This window comes from Oceanobacillus sp. FSL W7-1293 (genome assembly GCF_037969815.1).
Classification (GTDB): Bacteria; Bacillota; Bacilli; order Bacillales; family Amphibacillaceae; genus Oceanobacillus; species Oceanobacillus oncorhynchi.
This window is the reverse complement of sequence record NZ_CP150212.1, coordinates 1,176,055-1,192,562: the sequence shown is the minus strand read 5'-3', so window position 1 is coordinate 1,192,562 and position 16,508 is coordinate 1,176,055. Positions and strand designations below refer to the sequence as shown.

Annotated in this window: 14 protein-coding genes and 4 tRNA genes; 3 read left to right on the top strand and 15 right to left on the bottom strand. The window is 40.5% G+C overall.

Annotated features, from left to right (window positions below; translation table 11 throughout):
* Nucleotides 1-66 precede the first annotated feature (66 nt).
* The 4 genes from MKY65_RS05960 to MKY65_RS05945 all read right to left on the bottom strand — a co-directional run bounded on the left by MKY65_RS05960 (nucleotide 67) and on the right by MKY65_RS05945 (nucleotide 399).
* Nucleotides 67-140, bottom strand: a tRNA-Ile gene (locus tag MKY65_RS05960).
* Between the two features lie 9 nt (nucleotides 141-149).
* Nucleotides 150-223: transfer RNA gene (locus MKY65_RS05955), tRNA-Gly, on the bottom strand.
* Between the two features lie 21 nt (nucleotides 224-244).
* Nucleotides 245-321, bottom strand: a tRNA-Pro gene (locus tag MKY65_RS05950).
* A gap of 1 nt (nucleotide 322) precedes the next feature.
* A tRNA-Arg gene (locus MKY65_RS05945) sits at nucleotides 323-399 on the bottom strand.
* Nucleotides 400-1,155: 756 nt separating this feature from the next.
* On the opposite strand from MKY65_RS05945, the gene MKY65_RS05940 reads away from it, so the two are divergent.
* The 3 genes from MKY65_RS05940 to MKY65_RS05930 are packed head-to-tail and all read left to right on the top strand — an operon-like array spanning nucleotide 1,156 to nucleotide 2,994.
* Nucleotides 1,156-1,476 (top strand): PadR family transcriptional regulator, encoded by a 321-nt coding sequence (locus MKY65_RS05940; RefSeq protein ID WP_339183197.1) that lies wholly within the window; start codon nucleotides 1,156-1,158, stop codon nucleotides 1,474-1,476.
* Nucleotides 1,469-2,026, top strand: a complete 558-nt coding sequence (locus MKY65_RS05935) for a DUF1700 domain-containing protein (RefSeq protein ID WP_339183195.1) — start codon at nucleotides 1,469-1,471, stop codon at nucleotides 2,024-2,026. The genes MKY65_RS05940 and MKY65_RS05935 overlap by 8 nt, the downstream gene beginning before the upstream one ends.
* A complete protein-coding gene (locus MKY65_RS05930) occupies nucleotides 2,023-2,994 on the top strand; it encodes a DUF4097 family beta strand repeat-containing protein (RefSeq protein WP_339183193.1) in 972 nt (323 codons plus the stop codon). The genes MKY65_RS05935 and MKY65_RS05930 overlap by 4 nt, the downstream gene beginning before the upstream one ends.
* 255 nt (nucleotides 2,995-3,249) lie before the next feature.
* Here the strand turns inward: MKY65_RS05930 and nikC are convergent, their stop codons facing one another.
* The 11 genes from nikC to dapA all read right to left on the bottom strand — a co-directional run bounded on the left by nikC (nucleotide 3,250) and on the right by dapA (nucleotide 16,493).
* Nucleotides 3,250-4,098 (bottom strand): nickel transporter permease, encoded by an 849-nt coding sequence (nikC, locus tag MKY65_RS05925; RefSeq protein ID WP_339185134.1) that lies wholly within the window; start codon nucleotides 4,096-4,098, stop codon nucleotides 3,250-3,252.
* A gap of 99 nt (nucleotides 4,099-4,197) precedes the next feature.
* A complete protein-coding gene (locus tag MKY65_RS05920; protein WP_339183192.1) occupies nucleotides 4,198-5,199 on the bottom strand; it encodes an ABC transporter permease in 1,002 nt (333 codons plus the stop codon).
* A gap of 172 nt (nucleotides 5,200-5,371) precedes the next feature.
* Nucleotides 5,372-7,048, bottom strand: coding sequence for an ABC transporter substrate-binding protein (locus MKY65_RS05915; protein ID WP_339183190.1), 1,677 nt, complete (start codon nucleotides 7,046-7,048; stop codon nucleotides 5,372-5,374).
* Between the two features lie 237 nt (nucleotides 7,049-7,285).
* Nucleotides 7,286-8,254 (bottom strand): dipeptide ABC transporter ATP-binding protein, encoded by a 969-nt coding sequence (locus MKY65_RS05910; protein WP_339183189.1) that lies wholly within the window; start codon nucleotides 8,252-8,254, stop codon nucleotides 7,286-7,288.
* Nucleotides 8,229-9,245, bottom strand: a complete 1,017-nt coding sequence (locus tag MKY65_RS05905; protein ID WP_339183187.1) for an ABC transporter ATP-binding protein — start codon at nucleotides 9,243-9,245, stop codon at nucleotides 8,229-8,231. Before MKY65_RS05905 ends, MKY65_RS05910 begins: the two co-directional genes overlap by 26 nt.
* 292 nt (nucleotides 9,246-9,537) lie before the next feature.
* On the bottom strand, nucleotides 9,538-10,431 hold the full coding sequence (locus MKY65_RS05900) for a ribokinase (protein ID WP_339183185.1): 894 nt from the start codon (nucleotides 10,429-10,431) through the stop codon (nucleotides 9,538-9,540).
* A gap of 169 nt (nucleotides 10,432-10,600) precedes the next feature.
* Nucleotides 10,601-11,497, bottom strand: coding sequence for a DMT family transporter (locus MKY65_RS05895; RefSeq protein ID WP_339183184.1), 897 nt, complete (start codon nucleotides 11,495-11,497; stop codon nucleotides 10,601-10,603).
* 334 nt (nucleotides 11,498-11,831) lie between these two features.
* Nucleotides 11,832-12,704, bottom strand: a complete 873-nt coding sequence (locus MKY65_RS05890; protein WP_339183182.1) for a MurR/RpiR family transcriptional regulator — start codon at nucleotides 12,702-12,704, stop codon at nucleotides 11,832-11,834.
* A gap of 202 nt (nucleotides 12,705-12,906) precedes the next feature.
* Complete coding sequence (locus MKY65_RS05885) at nucleotides 12,907-13,995, bottom strand: hypothetical protein (RefSeq protein ID WP_339183179.1); 1,089 nt, start codon at nucleotides 13,993-13,995, stop codon at nucleotides 12,907-12,909.
* Nucleotides 13,996-14,184: 189 nt separating this feature from the next.
* Nucleotides 14,185-15,591 carry an NAD(P)/FAD-dependent oxidoreductase gene (locus MKY65_RS05880; protein WP_339183177.1) on the bottom strand — a complete coding sequence of 469 codons (1,407 nt, stop codon included), beginning with the start codon at nucleotides 15,589-15,591 and terminating at the stop codon, nucleotides 14,185-14,187.
* Nucleotides 15,588-16,493 carry a 4-hydroxy-tetrahydrodipicolinate synthase gene (gene dapA, locus MKY65_RS05875; protein WP_339183175.1) on the bottom strand — a complete coding sequence of 302 codons (906 nt, stop codon included), beginning with the start codon at nucleotides 16,491-16,493 and terminating at the stop codon, nucleotides 15,588-15,590. The genes MKY65_RS05880 and dapA overlap by 4 nt, the downstream gene beginning before the upstream one ends.
* Between the last annotated feature and the right edge of the window lie 15 nt (nucleotides 16,494-16,508).

Here is a 16,508-nt window from a genome sequence, read left to right as displayed (position 1 = left end):
CGACCTAATGAATATACCATGTTTCAAAAACATTGTCAACAACTTTTTTTAACAGAAGTTGTTGAGTGGGCCTGAGTGGACTCGAACCACCGACCTCACGCTTATCAGGCGTGCGCTCTAACCAGCTGAGCTACAGGCCCATAATTCTATGGAGCGGGTGAAGGGAATCGAACCCTCATCATCAGCTTGGAAGGCTGAGGTTTTACCACTAAACTACACCCGCTTGTCAAAATTAAAAAGCTTCTGGTCGGGAAGACAGGATTCGAACCTGCGACCCCTTGGTCCCAAACCAAGTGCTCTACCAAGCTGAGCTACTTCCCGATGGCGCGCCTGAGAGGAGTCGAACCCCTAACCTCTTGATCCGTAGTCAAACGCTCTATCCAATTGAGCTACAGGCGCTTTATAAGCGAACTTTTATATAATAACACATCTTTTAAATCGATGCAATTACTTTTTTAAATATACTTTTCAATCAATCTCTCAATCGCTCGTGCAATCAATCGACTTTTAATACTATAGCATGTCCTTTTCATTGTTGCAAGAAGAAATCCCCCAAAAATTATAATCTAACTATTCTTTTAAATATAAGCTCTTGTTCTCTCATTAATATAGATAACTTCTGTTCCCCATCGCAGCGAAGTCACTTGCTCTCCATTCATTGTTTCAGCTTTCTTCTATATATAGATATTAATTTCTCCCCCCTGGTTCTTCTACAAACTTTTAACGAAAACTTGGCATTCGTTAAAGGAAGATTTGAAAATCTTTTATTCTTTAATACTAGTTTTTCAGAAAATACCTTATTTGAGACCAAAAGCGCAGTAACTCGTCCCATCAAGACCGTTGGGACTGCGATTACTCGCCCCATCAAGGCCGTTTCTATTTGAAATGGAGAGGACGATTACCGGCTGTATAGTTTTCTGTTTAAAAATGGGGTATTCTTTTTCCTTAAACGAAGTGCCCTAAAGCCAGTTACACTGCGATAAAAAATCTATCACATCAAATTCCTTTCTATAATAAGATAATTAAATCACTACTTGTTATTGAATAGTACTGAACAACATGCTATAGTTGGTTTTATCACGGAGCATTGTCCGTAAAACACTTGCTGAATGAAGGTTCGTGTTTATCAGCATACCTATAAAGAAGGTGACTTTATTGAATGCACAATTTAAAAAAGGGGTTCTTGAACTTTGTGTACTAGTGCTCCTTGATAAGCAAGATTTCTATGGCTATGAATTGATTAAACGAATTACGAATAAAATTGAAATATCAGAAGGATCGGTTTATCCCGTATTACGCCGGATATTGAAACAGGGGTACTGTACAACCTATCTTAAAGAGTCTACAGAAGGACCAAGCAGAAAATATTATCATTTAACGGATGAAGGCAAAGGTTATCTCCTGGAGCTTAAAGAAGCATACGAGAATTTTACACGAGGCGTTGATTCGTTAATGAAGGAGGAAGGAAATGAATAAGTTAGACTTTTTAAAGGAACTCACGGTTTATTTACAAGATTTATCGTCACAAGAACAAGAAGAAATCATTCAAGACTTTGAAGAACATTTTGAAATGGGAAGAGCAGAAGGAAAAACGGATGAGGAAATAGTTCGCTCTCTGGGTTCTCCACAGCAGATTGCGAATGAATTGCAATCCACGCAGCAATTTGAAAAAGCGCAAGTAAATCATAGTGAACAAAGTCACCTCCGGAGAACAGGCATCATCATAGGACTCTTTTTCTTCAATCTGATTATTGTCCTTGGTCCTTCTGTGGGTATTGCCGGAATTATTCTGGCTGCATGGGTAACAGCTTTTTCTTTTGTTGCCCAATTGCTGATAGCGGGCGTGCAATGGATTATCCACCCAGAATCATTTTATTTATTTGAACTATTTACTTCCATTACATTTGCCGGGTCTGGATTATTCATTTTTATAGCTGCGAATTATATTACAAATGCTTTTATCCGTCTATTTTCTAAATATATCGGGTTCAATGTCCGCCTAGTGAAAGGAGAAAGCCATTCATGATAAATGTAAAACGAATTATTATTTTAGCTGTTATCCTGCTTCTTATTGGAATTATCGGGATGGCTGCCACTTTTTCCTCTTACAAGGAATCTGCTTTCAATGAAGAATCAGAATCTATCCCTTTCGATGCTGATGAAATTACTGAGATTGAAGTCGATGCAGAAAATACACAAATCCGTCTCCAGCCGGCTCATGTCGAAGAGCCAATCGCTGAATATACGACAACAGGGAGAAAGAGTGAAACGCAAGAACTCAGCACCTCCGTTAATGGAGAAAAGCTAACGATTCAAATCAAAGAAACCTCCTTTCCCTTCTTTGATTTCGATTTTATGTTTCGTTCAAATGCTGCATTAGATATTTTTGTTCCTGATGACATGATGGAAAAAATTGAAGTGAAAACTACGAATAGCAAAATAAATGCTGCTGATTTACAAATCGATGCGTTACAGCTTCATACAAGCAATGGCAAAATTGAGGGAGAGAATATAGAAGCTGCCTTCCTTGACATACAGTCATCTAATGGAAAGATAGTACTTCAAAACGTGCAGGGCGATACCAGTTTAAACACTTCCAACGGGAAGATTACGTTAGAAAATATCATTGGTGAGGTAACAGCAAATACAAACAATGGCAAAATTGAGCTTGCTTCTATCGAAGGTAATACGAATGTGGAAACTACAAATGGAAAAGTGGAAGCACAAGATATTTCCGGGGAAATGAAAGCCAAAACGAATAACGCAGCTATCCATATCGATACTGAAAGCTTCGATACTCCAATGGACCTGCAAACTAGTAATGGAAAAATCACGGTTATTTCTGAACAGAAGCCTGAAAATGCCACCTTCGATTTACGGACGAATAACGGAAGAATTCGTGTATTCGATTCAAAGGATTGGGATGTCACGTACGGTGATGGAGAAACACTGATTAAAGCACGTACAAGTAATGGCGGAATCAACATTGAATAGAGCTGCTCAGTTTAAATAAAAGCCCTCCTCTGCTAGGAAAGTCACATTTTCTAGAGCAGAGGAAGGCTTTTATTATACTTTTTATAAAAAGAAATTTCACTCAGTGAGAGTTTTACGAACGGTTCTCCGTATAAACATTCTTCTCAAAGACAGCTTATATATAGCAAAAACGATAACATAATGCCTGTCATAAAATACTTCTTCTTTACACATGACCAAGCATCGCTCTTAAACAAACACGAGCAAACAGCAGCATCAATTCCTCATTTTAGGGTCCAGGACATCGCGCAAGCCATCCCCAACCAAGTTAAAACCAAGAACAACAAGCATAATAGAAACTCCTGGCATAATAAGCGTCCATGGGGCCAGCTGAATAAACTCTCTGGAACTGGCAAGCATTTGTCCCCATTCCGGTGTCGGAGGCTGGGCGCCGAGCCCGAGGAAACCAAGTGCTGCCGCTTCCAATATGGCAGTTCCAAATCCAAGCGTTGCCTGCACAATAATCGGCGTGATGCTATTCGGTAAAATATGATGAAAAATAATTCTGCCATTCTTCATTCCCTGGGCCTTAGCAGCCATAATATACTCCTCCGCCCGTAAACTAATCACTCGAGAGCGTACAATCCTTCCGAATATCGGTATATTAATAATGGCAATCGCAATCAATGCATTTTGCAAAGAAGCACCAAGAATAGCAACAATGGCAATTGCAAGTAAAATACTTGGGAAGGCCAGCAGAATATCAAATATTCTGGAGATAATCATATCCACCCAACGGCCGAAATAGCCGGCAATAATTCCAAGAAATGTCCCAAAAACCAGAGCACCTATTACAGCAAAAAAGCCAACCTGCAACGAAACTCTTGCTCCATAAGCTATTCTGGTAAGTATATCTCTTCCCAAATCATCGGTTCCCATCCAATGCTCACCAGAAGGAGGGAGCAGCCGGTTCGCCAGATTTTGTTCATAATACGAATAGGGCGTAAGAAGCGGCGCAATAAGCGCAAGTATAAGAAAAAAGAGAATAATGATCATACCAGCCATTGCAAAACGATTTTTTCTCAAGCGCCTCCATGCATCTCTCCAAGGCGAGACAGTTTCCATCTGCTCCACATCCGTCTGGTCGCCTCTATTAACGGGGGCGGTTATTTGCTGTTCGACCTCTTCCGGCTTTCGTTCATCCAATTTCATCACAGCTTCCCCCTAATAATTAATCCTTGGATCAATGATTTTATATAGAATATCTACAACAAGGTTAATGAGGACGAAAATAAATGCAACAACTAAAATGCCAGATTGAATTACCGGGTAATCCCGATAGCTTATTGCTTCAAATACATATCTCCCTATGCCGGGCCAGCTGAAAATCGTTTCGGTTAAAATAGCTCCGCCTAATAAAACTCCTGTCTGTAAGCCAATAACCGTTAACACCGGTATCAATGCATTCTTTAATGCATGCTTGTATATGACAAGAAATTGTCCGGATCCTTTTGCACGCACTGTACGAATATAATCCGACTTCATCACCTCCAGCATGCTCGACCTCGTCATTCTGGCAATAATTGCCATCGGAATGGTACCAAGCGCGATACTGGGTAGAATTAAATGCTTCAATATCGTCCCTGCTCTGGAAAAATCCAAATGGATGAAAGAATCAAGCACATATAAATAAGTTATAGGAGCAATCGGATCCCTGTTGTCCTGTCTGCCATAGGCTGGAAACCATCCAAGCTCCTGCGCAAAAATCCATTGTTCCATCAGCGCAAGCCAAAAAACAGGTATGGAAACGCCAATTAAAGCAAAAAGCATCGCAAGAAAATCAAACCAGGAATTCTGCTTCCAAGCGCTGATAATGCCTGCATTGACTCCTATAAAAATCGCAAAAAGCATGGCGAAAATAGTTAATTCAAACGTAGCAGCGATATACGGCCAGATTTCTGTAGATATTTCCGCATTGGAGCGCAGAGAAGTTCCCAAATCCCCCTGCAGCAGGTCCTTGACATATATTCCATATTGCGTCAGATAAGGCTCATTCAGTCCCATGCTCTCTTCCAAATTTGTGATGGCTGTTTGGTTAGCGGTTTCTCCGAGTATCACCTGAGCCGGATTTCCTGGAATCAAATGAACAATGGAGAAGGTGATTAATGTCATTCCAATCAACACAGGAATCATCATTAATAATCGTCGGATAATATAGGAAACCATTATTTCACCTCTATTCTTCTTTATGTATGTGAAATGTAAACAGGAGACTCTCTCCAAAAAAATCTGGCCTCTTTTCCAATGCATCAGAAATACCATTATGATTGCTGCCTGCTGATTGCAGGAAGAGGACAGAGCTTTGACTGGCAAAAGAGTCTCCTTCATTTACTGCTAATTAATTTGCTAGCTCTACTTCTGCTAACGATTCACTTGTCGATGGATGCGGCACATAATTTTCTACAGCATTCGTTGTAGCAAGCACCGGTCTGGAATGCACTAAAGGAACCATTGGTGCGTCATCAGCAATAAGTTCCTGTGCCTGCTGGTAAAAGGACGCCCGTTCATCCTGGTCAATGGATAATTTTGCTTGATTTAAAAATTCATCCACTTCATCATTATCATAGAATTCCCGGTTGCTGCTTCCGACATTATCTCCATGCAACAAGCTGCTAAGGAAGTAATCCGGATCTCCATTTGTTCCTGACCAGCCCAGCATATACATCTGATGTTCTCCATTCATTGTTTTTTCCAAATATGGAGCCCACTCTTCTCTCACAATTGTAACGGTAATACCTACTTCCTCCAGGTTATTTTGAATAATTTCCGAAACGGTCTCTGGATCGGGCATGTACGGTCTAGCTACAGGCATGGTCCATAATTCGATTTCCAATCCATCTGCATAACCGGCATCCTCCAACAGTTCCCTAGCCCTGTCCGGATCGTACTCAAAGCTCTCCACTTCATCGTTATATCCCATATAGCTAGGCGGTAGCGGAACGGACGCAGGAGTCGCATAGCCAGCATATAAAGCCTCTGCAATAGCCTCTTTATCGATGGCATGACTGACTGCATGTCTTAAATCTTTATTATCGAATGGCTCTTTTTGTACATTAAACCCTACATAGCCAATATTATTCTCAGCCCGCTCATAAAGCTCCAGCCCTTCATCTGCTTCCACGCCTGCTGCATCATCTGGATTCAATCCATCCATAATGTCGATTTCACCAGAACGCAGCGCAATCAAACGGGCAGCATTATCTGGAATGACTTCAAATACAACGCGATCGAGCTTTGGAAGTCCCTCTATACGATAATCATCAAATTTATCAAGTACAATGGAATCATCTTTTGCCCAGCTGACAAATTCAAATGGTCCTGTCCCAACAGGATTCTCGTTAATGGCTGGACCATATTCCTCCAGTGCCGCCGGGGAAGTAATCGGAAAATAAGTCATCGCCATATTCTGCAGGAAGAATCCCAGAGGCTGGCTTAACACAAATTCAATTTCATGATCATTTACTACATTGATCTCTTCAACAACATGATTCTCATCACCTAGAAATCCGCCAAACATCGTACCGTACATGGAATAGACATAGCCGTCATCAGCAAAAGCATACTCATGATCAGGATCTGCCCAGCGTTCAAAATTGACCTTAACTGCCTCGGCGTTAAACTCTGTTCCATCATGGAAGGTTACGCCTTCCTCCAAATAGAAAGTATAGCTTAACCCATCATCAGCAACCTCCCAGTCATGGGCTAGTCCAGGCAGAACCTCAAAGGACTCCTTATCAAATTCCAAAAGGCTTTCGTAAATTTGCTTGGTAATACGTGAGGATTCTCCATCCGTGGTGCTTGCCGGGTCAAGACTTTCTGAATCTCCACCCCGGGCAAATATCAACACCTGATCTCCTTCTGCATCTCCTGTATCCGCTTCTGCTTCTTCTGCCGCATCCGGATCACTGCCTTCTTCCGATTCTCCTCCATTTTGTCCGCCATCACCTGAACATGCTGCCAGTACCAAGAAAATGGCAAGCAGCCAGACAGTAAAAATTGAGAACTTCAACTTCATTGCTTTCCCCCCTCATATTTTGTTAATTTATCATGAAGAATCGTCCGTAAAACTCCTGCTTCAAAATAAAAAGTAAAAATAAATTTATTCAGGCGGAAGTTCACAGCCGCTAACTCCCTGAACCAATCCACTCACAGCGATTTTCGATGGGACGAGTAATCGCTGTTCCATTCAGCAGAAGAAGAATCTCCGCTGCATGAAGTTTCGTTTTATAAGATTCATATTTTGTCATCCCGTTTATTTATATAAATGACAGGCCACAAAATGATTATCTTCCACAGGCTGAAAAGCCGGTCTTACTTCTTGGCAGATATCCATCGCATGCGGACACCTTGTATGAAAAGCACACCCGGAAGGCGGGTTGGCAGGACTTGGTACGTCCCCCTTCAAAATAATCCTGTTCCTCGGCAAATCCGGATCAGGAAGCGGCACGGCAGAAAGCAGCGCCTGTGTATAAGGGTGTTTTGGATTATCATAGAGCTTATTTTTCTCTGTAAGCTCAACCATTCTCCCTAAATACATCACACCGATGCGATCACTGATATGCTTGACCACACTTAAATCATGCGCAATAAAAATATAGGTCAAGTTAAATTCATCCCGCAGTTTTTCCATTAAATTAAGTATTTGTGATTGAATTGATACATCCAATGCAGAAACCGGCTCATCGCATATAACCAATTTAGGGTTATTGGCAAGTGCCCTCGCAATGCCGATCCGCTGTCTTTGCCCTCCGCTGAATTGATGCGGATATCTTTTCGCATGATAAGGACTCAAGCCTACTACTTCTAAAAGTTCTCCTACTCTGTCCAGCCGCTGCTTTGCAGATGTCATTCCATGCACCAGCAATGGCTCACTAATTATTTTTTCTACCGTATGCCTCGGATTCAAAGAAGCGTAGGGATCCTGAAATATAATTTGCATATCTTTTCGCAAACGGCGCATTTCGCTGTTCGTTAAGCTGGTTATATCCTGATCCTGAAATTTCACTTTGCCTTCTGTCGGTTCAATCAGGCGCAAAATTGACTTTCCTGTGGTGGATTTCCCACAGCCTGATTCCCCTACGATACCCATGATTTCTCCTTCCATCACCGTAAAAGATACATCATCGACCGCCTTTACCTCGCCGACTTTTCTCCCTATAGGCCCACCTTTAATATCAAAATATTTCTTCAGACCATCAACTTCCAATATCGGCTTTTGCATGCTTTTTTACCTTCCCTTCTGTATCCTCATGTAAAAAGCATCTGCTCTGACGTTGATTACCCAAAGCATAAAGACCTGGATTCTCCTGAAAACAACGTTCAAAAGCAAATTCGCATCTTGGCGCAAAATGACATCCGACGCTGTTCATTTTTGGCTTCGGCACCACACCTGGAATGGAATATAATTGCTGTTCTCTTTCATGCATGTTAGGAAGTGACTTAATCAGTCCTTGTGTGTAGGGATGCTCGGGGTCTTTTAATATTTCTCTGGTTGTCCCTTCTTCAACTATTTGTCCTGCGTACATCACCACTACTCTGTCGCAGATTTCTGCAACAACGCCTAAATCGTGCGTAATCAGCAAAATAGCTGTATCTTCTTCCTTATTTAAATTTCGCATTAAATCTAAGATTTGCGCTTGAATCGTTACATCAAGTGCTGTGGTGGGCTCGTCTGCAATCAATAATTCCGGATCACAGGACATCGCCATCGCAATCATCACCCGCTGCCTCATCCCGCCGGATAATTGATGCGGGTACTCCCCTGCAACCTCACCTGCTCTGGGGATGCCAACAAGCTGCAGCATGTCAATCGCTTTTTTTCGTGCTTCTTTTTTTGTTATTTTCTGATGCAGCCGAATCGCTTCAATAAGCTGATTCCCTATTGTAAATAATGGGTTGAGAGATGTCATCGGCTCTTGGAAGATCATGGATATTTCATTTCCCCGAAGCTTTTTCATTCGTTTCTCGGAAGCTTTTACAAGATTTTCTCCTTTAAAATTCATTTCCCCGCTTACAATTTTTCCTGGCGGGCTGGGAATCAGCTTCATAACCGAAAGTGAAGTAACACTTTTTCCACTGCCTGATTCTCCAACAATCCCGACGACCTTCCCCTTGTGGACTTTAATACTTACTCCGTTGACAGCAGGTATTTCTCCGCTCTCCGTAAAAAAATGGGTATGCAGCTCTTTTAGTTCGAGGACGATTTCTGCCATTCGTGTTCCTCCCGTTCTCATTTATAAAGTAAAACGACATTTAATTAGCTCTTTATATGGAATAAAAATTTGAAGTTGTTGAAACTCGTGGAATAATTTATACTTTTTGGAATATTGCTATCACTAATTATACTGAAAAAAGATGTTTTTGCAAGCGTTTTCAAAAATAAAATAAATATTCTTTTTCGAACATAAAAAAGCTGTCAGCATTTTACACTAAACAGCTTGATTATCTATTTCTCTATTGAAGAAAATATCCTCTATTCTTTTTTACTCGATTAAATATTTTCTTTTATCTGCCTGCTTCTTGCATTCTTCGTACTACTGCTTCCCTGACAGGCATTCCTTCTTGCGCACCACGTTTTTCTACTGCTAATGATGCGGCTGCATTCGCAAACAGAATGGCTTTTTCAATATTCTTTTCTTTTGCATATTCTGTAACAAAAGCACCATTAAACGTATCTCCTGCTCCGGTTGTATCTTTCACCTCTGCTTTAAAGGAAGGAACTTTTTTCTCTTCTCCATCTGACAGGGTAAATACAACACCATGCTCTCCTCTTGTTTCAATGATTTTCCCTTTTATCAAGGAAGTATCTATCGACTGCTTCATTTCCGAGAGTTCCAAATTATTAGGTGTTAAAAATGCTGCCTTCTCTGCCACTGTCTCTGAAATATCAGCAAATGGCGCCGGATTAATAACTACAGGAATCTGATGCTCATACGCAAGGTTTACCGTAAATTCAATGGTTTCCATCGGTATTTCAAACTGCATTAAAATAATATCGCTGGACAGAATTATATCTTGTTTCTCTTGTATCAGATCAGGTGTGACATATTTATTGGCACCCGGGGCAACAATAATTCGATTATCTCCGTCCGAAACAATAATGGAGGCAACGCCGGTAGATTCATGAGGAACGGTAATAATTGCTTCGTTATCTGCACCTTCGTTTCGGAAACGTTCTTTTAAACTTTTTCCAAAAGCATCCTCGCCAACGGCTCCTACCATAACAACATCTGCTCCCAGTCTGGCTGCCGCAATTGCCTGGTTTGCTCCTTTGCCGCCGGGATAGGTTGTGAACGATTCACCAAGAACCGTTTCCCCTTGCTCAGGTACTTTATCTGTTGTTGTCACCATGTCCATATTGATGCTTCCAACAACACAGACTCTTGGATTTCTTTTCATCTCATTCACTCCTCGTATCAAAACTTCCTTGTTAGGGCGGATAACTGAAATGAAAGACTATCCGCTCACCCATTTTACCGCAGATTAACTGGTTGTAAAAGCCGAGGGGAGGGAATTGACACCTTATCACGGAGAATCGTCCATAACCTCCGCTGAGTGAAGTTTGACTTTACAGGCTTTCCGATTCTTTTGGCACTGCTTGTTTCGAACCGCCTTGCAATCTCAGGAAGTAAAATATTCCGGCAATAATCAGTACACCGCCTATCATTTCCACAGAAGTAAGCACCTCATTCAATAGAATAACAGCCAGTATGGAGGCACCGATCGGCTCTCCTAATGTACTCATTGAAACGGTGGTTGTATTAACATAGTTTAATAGCAGATTAAAAATAATATGTGCTCCAGTCGGAAAAATAGCAAGCATCAGGAAAACCATCCAATCATTTCCACTATAGCCAATGAAAGCTATTCCGCCTATCAGATTAAATATAGCTACGGTAATCCCTGCCACCAAAAATACTAAAAAGCTGTATACCCAGTGATTGATAGATTTTACATTTCGTTGACCGATCATTAAATACAGCACTACAGAAACGACAGCAAGAAAAGATAAAATATTTCCTAACAAGGCTCCGCTGCCGCCGCCAAAACTTCCGCCTCCAACCACAACAACTCCAGCAAATGCAATCCCCATTGCTGTCACGGTACGGATATCTATTTTTTCTTTAAAGAAAATCAGACCTCCAACCAAGGCAATTGCAGGCTGCAGCGCTAATATCAAGGTAGAGCTTGCCACCGTCGTATGATTTAATGATTCAAACCATAATCCAAAGTGACCGGCTAGAAAGATTCCGGCAAATGTAATAGCTGCCCATTCTTTTCTTTTTATCATTAAAAATGACTTTCGGTATTTGTACACGATAGGAAGAATTAACAAACAGGCCAAAAACATCCGATACATTACCATAATGGTAGAAGGCGCATCCGATAATTTTACAAAGATGGCTGATAAGGATATGCAAATAATTGATACTACTAAAAGAATATTAATGGTTCCTTGTTTCAATGATTATCCCTCCTCTGAGAGTGATTTTTATTTTGTTAAGAAGAGATTCGAGTATTTCTATTGCGAAGCCGGTCCAGCATTAACGAAAGATAAATAGATTCCCGGATAATAATAGCACGAGAAATCCATTTTTAATACTGATCCGGCTTCTGAAAACTTGACGATTCCCCCAATCTTGGGCTGAATGCTGAAACCTCACTTCCATATAACAAGTTCTTATTTTGCATTATCTGAACATCCCAATAAAATCAGGCAGCTGTTAAGCAAAGGTTACCTGATTTTATTTTTGGACAGCTATTTTCTATGTTTTGTGAAGAACAGCTTTGGTAATCACTTAATAAGAAAATGTCACATGATGTTCCTTTAATGTTTTTTCCAGTTTATTCAGCTTCTTCATCGAATCAACAGAAGATCGTTTTCCAAATTCAATCACGATGGCTTCGATTAAAGCGATGGTTGGCACAATAGAGAATTTATCATCACTCACTTCGATTTTTAAAATCGCTGTGGCATAATTTATAATCGGACAAGAAATATGATCCGTGATTAAAATAATGGGAACACCTAAATCAAAAGCTACTTTAGCTGCTTGAATAATTCGTTCTGTATACGGTTCAAAAGCAAAAATAATCAATACTTCATCTTTTTCGATTTGCAGAACCTTATCGAAAACAATTTCTGAATCGTGACTTAACTGTCTTAACTTCGGATAAAATTCTCCTATCAGCTGTTCAAAGTAAAGAGCAACCGGTTTATAAGGCCTTGTTCCAAAGATATTAATGCACGCAGCTTTACTCATCATATCGATTGTTTTATCAAAGTTTTCCAACAGCTCTTCGTTTAACGATTTATCCAGCAGCTCTACGGATTCCTTACTCATCCGAACCATCGTGTGCTCATATTTTTTATTCTCTGGAGCATCTGAAAGAGAATCCCTCAGCTTCCATTTTGAATTTGTTTTTTCAGTCAGTGACTCATCATAAATGTCTTTTCTAAAATCATTAAAGTTGCTATATCCTAATGAATGAATCGTCCGCATAACTGTTGATACGCCGACACCCGATTCTTCAGAGAGCTCTTTTACAGTAATTAAACCCAAGGATGAATAGTTTTTTAATATAAAATCACATAAATATCTTTGCCTTTTAGGTAGACGATCCTTTAAATTGACCATTTCTTCTACTAAGGATTGATGATTGTCTGCCATTCCATTTTCCTCCCCTAAAACGATCCAATTTAATGAAAGGACGTTTCACTTCATGCACGATATCAATCGCAGAGATGTATCTATTTCACAGTTAACTTTGTCTGATTTGTTCATATAGGACATTATAACTTATCATGAAGCAAACGTCATGATTAACATTTCTGGCCAGGGGGCTTCTCGGCAAATAGAATAGTGAAAAAATTTACTTTGCTATTTTCAAATCAGCTTTTTTGGGGGCCTCCTTCGATTTTGACTTTATTCGAAAAGCTCCAACTACTAAGATAACCATAAAAACATATCCCAGATAGCCGACAATCGGGAACACGATAGAAATCAATTCAGAAAAACCATACAAGCTTAAGCTGCTGGCTACAACTAAAGCAATAACACTGAATACATTAAACCCCTTCGTTTTTGGTTCAAAAAAGCGTGAACTGAAAGAGAAAAACATACTCACTGCTGTACTAAAAATCATACCGAATAAAGCTACAGAGAATATCACTCCTAAGAGCGGCGATATTTGAGTTGCCAGTCCCAGCGTAGGCATCGGCAGGGATGCAACGGTATCTATATTTTGGAAAATAGCCAGGTTGCTGACTAATACTAAGACGCCGCAAAGCAATCCGCCAAGAAAACCGCCGATTACAGCTTGCTTTCCATTTGTCTCACTGCCTCCCATAATAAACAGCATTGCTGCGTTTGTAAGCGTAACGACAGATAAATAGTTAAAAGCGGCGGAAAACCAATGATTTGTAACAGAAGGCTGCTGCAATGCAATTGCTTCCATCTCTGCAGTTGAATTATTACTCGTTATCAGACTATAAATATTTACAAAGACGATAACGAGTAAAAATACCGGCGTTACAATCGCAAGCACTTGGATAACTTTTTTTACCCCTGTCATAATCGTTATCAGCACCAGCACAGACATAAGTATTGTTCCCACGTATGTCGGTATATTCAATTGCTGACTGAAAATAGGCCCAGATCCAGCCAGCATCACTAATCCAATGCCAAACAGTACGAAGATAATGACAATGTCATACCCCATTCCTAAATAGCGTCCGCTGATCTGACGAATAACTTCCATATGAGAAATGGCCTTTAACTTATATCCGATACTTACTAACATCATTCCGGTAATACCAAACAATATCGATACGGCAATTGCCCCAACGATTCCAACTTGACCAAAACTTGTGAAATATTGCAGAATCTCTTGTCCGGAAGCAAAGCCAGCGCCTAAAACTGCCCCTATAAAAGCACTGCTGATTTTTAATATGTTTTTCATACGTTCTCCCTTCCCAACTTAAATCCCTCTTATATAAACTTCCATGAATATACACTTATATGGTAAGCGTTTACATTCAAAGGATTGTGGTTTACCTTTTTAATAAAAAGAATGATTTGTAATACATGGTTTTGCTATTACAAATGAATCATGTATTACAAATAATATATTTCAAAGTTTAGCAATGTATCATGAACCGTCTGCCATATATATATCTGATGGCACCTGTGAGAATGTTGTTACTTCGCTATTGGCCTCTGTTCCTAGAAGACTATTTATATTTTGTGCCGCAGTAAACCCGGATTGAACAGCTGTCTCTGTATAAGTTGACCCTAAATAATCTCCCGCCAGGAATAAGCGCCCATCCGGTTTTGTTAAAATAGGCTGTATCTTTGCACGCCCTGGAAAAATATAAGCAGATCCATATGGGTACTTGTTTACTCGTGCTTCCACAACATGATCGCTAAAGCCAGGAAAAATATCATCTAAATCCTTCAATATGATATCAATGATTTCTTCTCTCGGCTTATCAATTAAGCGACTGCCGCTTTCACCAGGCGAAAATGTCATGATGCTGCTGCCCGGCTGTCTTTTCGTTTCCCTTGCCCGGACCAGATTGGTTTGATTCAGAACAATGTCAAATGCTCTTTTTGGTGTAGCAAAAGAATAGACATTATCCCAAACTTGCGGTTCTGTTTCATCCGTCAGGAAGGCAGCACTTACATGCGGGCCGTAAGTTACCTTATCAAGCGCCTCACCAAGTTCCGAATCAATATTTTTAGTTACTTTCCTTGTAATCGGAGCAGGGGTAGCAAGTACGGCATAACGAGCTTCCTCGACATACTCCACACCATTTTGCGTATATCTTACTACCACAGAATCTTTTTTCTGAAGCACCTCAACCACCTTTGCATTCAGCTGAACACTTCCCCCTAATTCCTTTGCAATAGTGTCTGTAAGTGTTGACGGTCCTCCATCGATGTTTCTTCCAAGCCCGTCACTTTTATTCCATACAGTGTGAAAATAACCTACACCTGACCCTGCAGTAATGGTCTCTGGACTGCCCGTGGAACGACTGACAGTAGGCCTGAAAATGGAATCCGCATCTGTTGGCAATTTTCCGGTAAAATCGGTAAACGTTTTGTCATCCATAAATTCTAAGATGCGCTGCTGCTGCACTCTATAATCTTCTCCTGGTCTTCTCTTGGCAATTTGTCCATATCGGATCACAGCTGCGCGCACTTTTGCGCCTGCTCGTATCAGTGCAAATCTGGATTTCCATGACATCGGCGCTCGAAAAGGATACATCTCAACAGAACCTTTTAAAAGCAGCTTCCCATTTAAAGACATTGCGGTTAACGTGCCAGGTACAGGTGATGATGTTACTCCTACAGATTGTAATAATTCATCGGTAGCTGAACCGGGTCCGGCATAGAGATGCCCTCCCCAATTCAGCCAGTAATCTCCTCTTCGTTCCGAATGAACACGTCCGCCAATACGATTTTCTGATTCCAATACTAAAATGTCGTGGTGTTTCAGACGCCAGGCTGCTGATAGCCCGGCAAGTCCTCCACCAATGATGATTACATCTTTCATTTTACTTCCTCCGTTTTTAGTACACCTGCATCTGATAATAGGCTCTTGATTTTTTGCTGATATGCTTCTGATGCTGGTAATAGTGGTAATCTGCTAGTTCCTCCAGGTAATCCCAACGCTTCTAATCCGGCTTTTACCGTACCTGGTATCACTTCTTCTTCAATCGCATTGTATAAAGGCATCAGTTTTTTATTTAATTCAATCGCTTCTTGAATATTATTTTCATTTACTATCAAATCATATAGACGCACCATCTCTGCAGGAACTAGATTATGAACAACACCAATCGTCCCATGTCCGCCAATTGCTAACGTAGGTACAATAAGGTGTTCAAATCCAGTCAATACGGAAAAATTAGGATTATCTTTTGTAAGCTCTAATAATTTGCAGGTGTGAACTTGATCATCCGTATTTTTTATTCCTACAACACCCTCAATTTCACTTATCTCATGAAGTAATTCCGGACTTAATACCACATTCGTTGCTTCCGGGTAATGATAGATAACAATGCCGATATCCGAATTCTCTGCAACCGCTTTATAATAATCAACAATTCCCTGTTCGCTTGTCTGCATATAATAAGGATTAATGACTAATGCCCATTCCGCTCCTGCTTCCGATGCAAATTTTGTAAGTGCAATTGTATCCTCTAAACGATGGCATCCTGTACCAGCCATTACTTTCGCTCGGCCGCTTGCTTTTTCACAAACATACTTAATTACTTCTTTTCTTTCATCCAAGCTCATTAGGGAATACTCGCCAGTGCTCCCCCCCACTAATATCGTCTCAATTCCATTACCAATAAGATGGTCAATTACTTCTCCAATCCCATTATAATTAATGCTATTGTCCTCATTCATAGGCGTTGGTAAAGCCGGTATCATTCCTGTTGGTTTTGTCATGTAAAAAACCTCCTC

Excerpts from the sequence above, each read along its gene's own strand:
- MKY65_RS05920 (WP_339183192.1), bottom strand. The coding sequence starts at position 5,199 with ATGGTTTCCTATATTATCCGACGATTATTAATGATGATTCCTGTGTTG.
- nikC (WP_339185134.1), bottom strand. The coding sequence starts at position 4,098 with ATGGAAACTGTCTCGCCTTGGAGAGATGCATGGAGGCGCTTGAGAAAA.
- MKY65_RS05900 (WP_339183185.1), bottom strand. The coding sequence starts at position 10,431 with ATGAAAAGAAATCCAAGAGTCTGTGTTGTTGGAAGCATCAATATGGAC.
- MKY65_RS05930 (WP_339183193.1), top strand. The coding sequence starts at position 2,023 with ATGATAAATGTAAAACGAATTATTATTTTAGCTGTTATCCTGCTTCTT.
- MKY65_RS05880 (WP_339183177.1), bottom strand. The coding sequence starts at position 15,591 with ATGAAAGATGTAATCATCATTGGTGGAGGACTTGCCGGGCTATCAGCA.
- MKY65_RS05915 (WP_339183190.1), bottom strand. The coding sequence starts at position 7,048 with ATGAAGTTGAAGTTCTCAATTTTTACTGTCTGGCTGCTTGCCATTTTC.
- MKY65_RS05935 (WP_339183195.1), top strand. The coding sequence starts at position 1,469 with ATGAATAAGTTAGACTTTTTAAAGGAACTCACGGTTTATTTACAAGAT.
- MKY65_RS05905 (WP_339183187.1), bottom strand. The coding sequence starts at position 9,245 with ATGGCAGAAATCGTCCTCGAACTAAAAGAGCTGCATACCCATTTTTTT.
- MKY65_RS05890 (WP_339183182.1), bottom strand. The coding sequence starts at position 12,704 with ATGGCAGACAATCATCAATCCTTAGTAGAAGAAATGGTCAATTTAAAG.
- MKY65_RS05885 (WP_339183179.1), bottom strand. The coding sequence starts at position 13,995 with ATGAAAAACATATTAAAAATCAGCAGTGCTTTTATAGGGGCAGTTTTA.
- MKY65_RS05910 (WP_339183189.1), bottom strand. The coding sequence starts at position 8,254 with ATGCAAAAGCCGATATTGGAAGTTGATGGTCTGAAGAAATATTTTGAT.
- dapA (WP_339183175.1), bottom strand. The coding sequence starts at position 16,493 with ATGACAAAACCAACAGGAATGATACCGGCTTTACCAACGCCTATGAAT.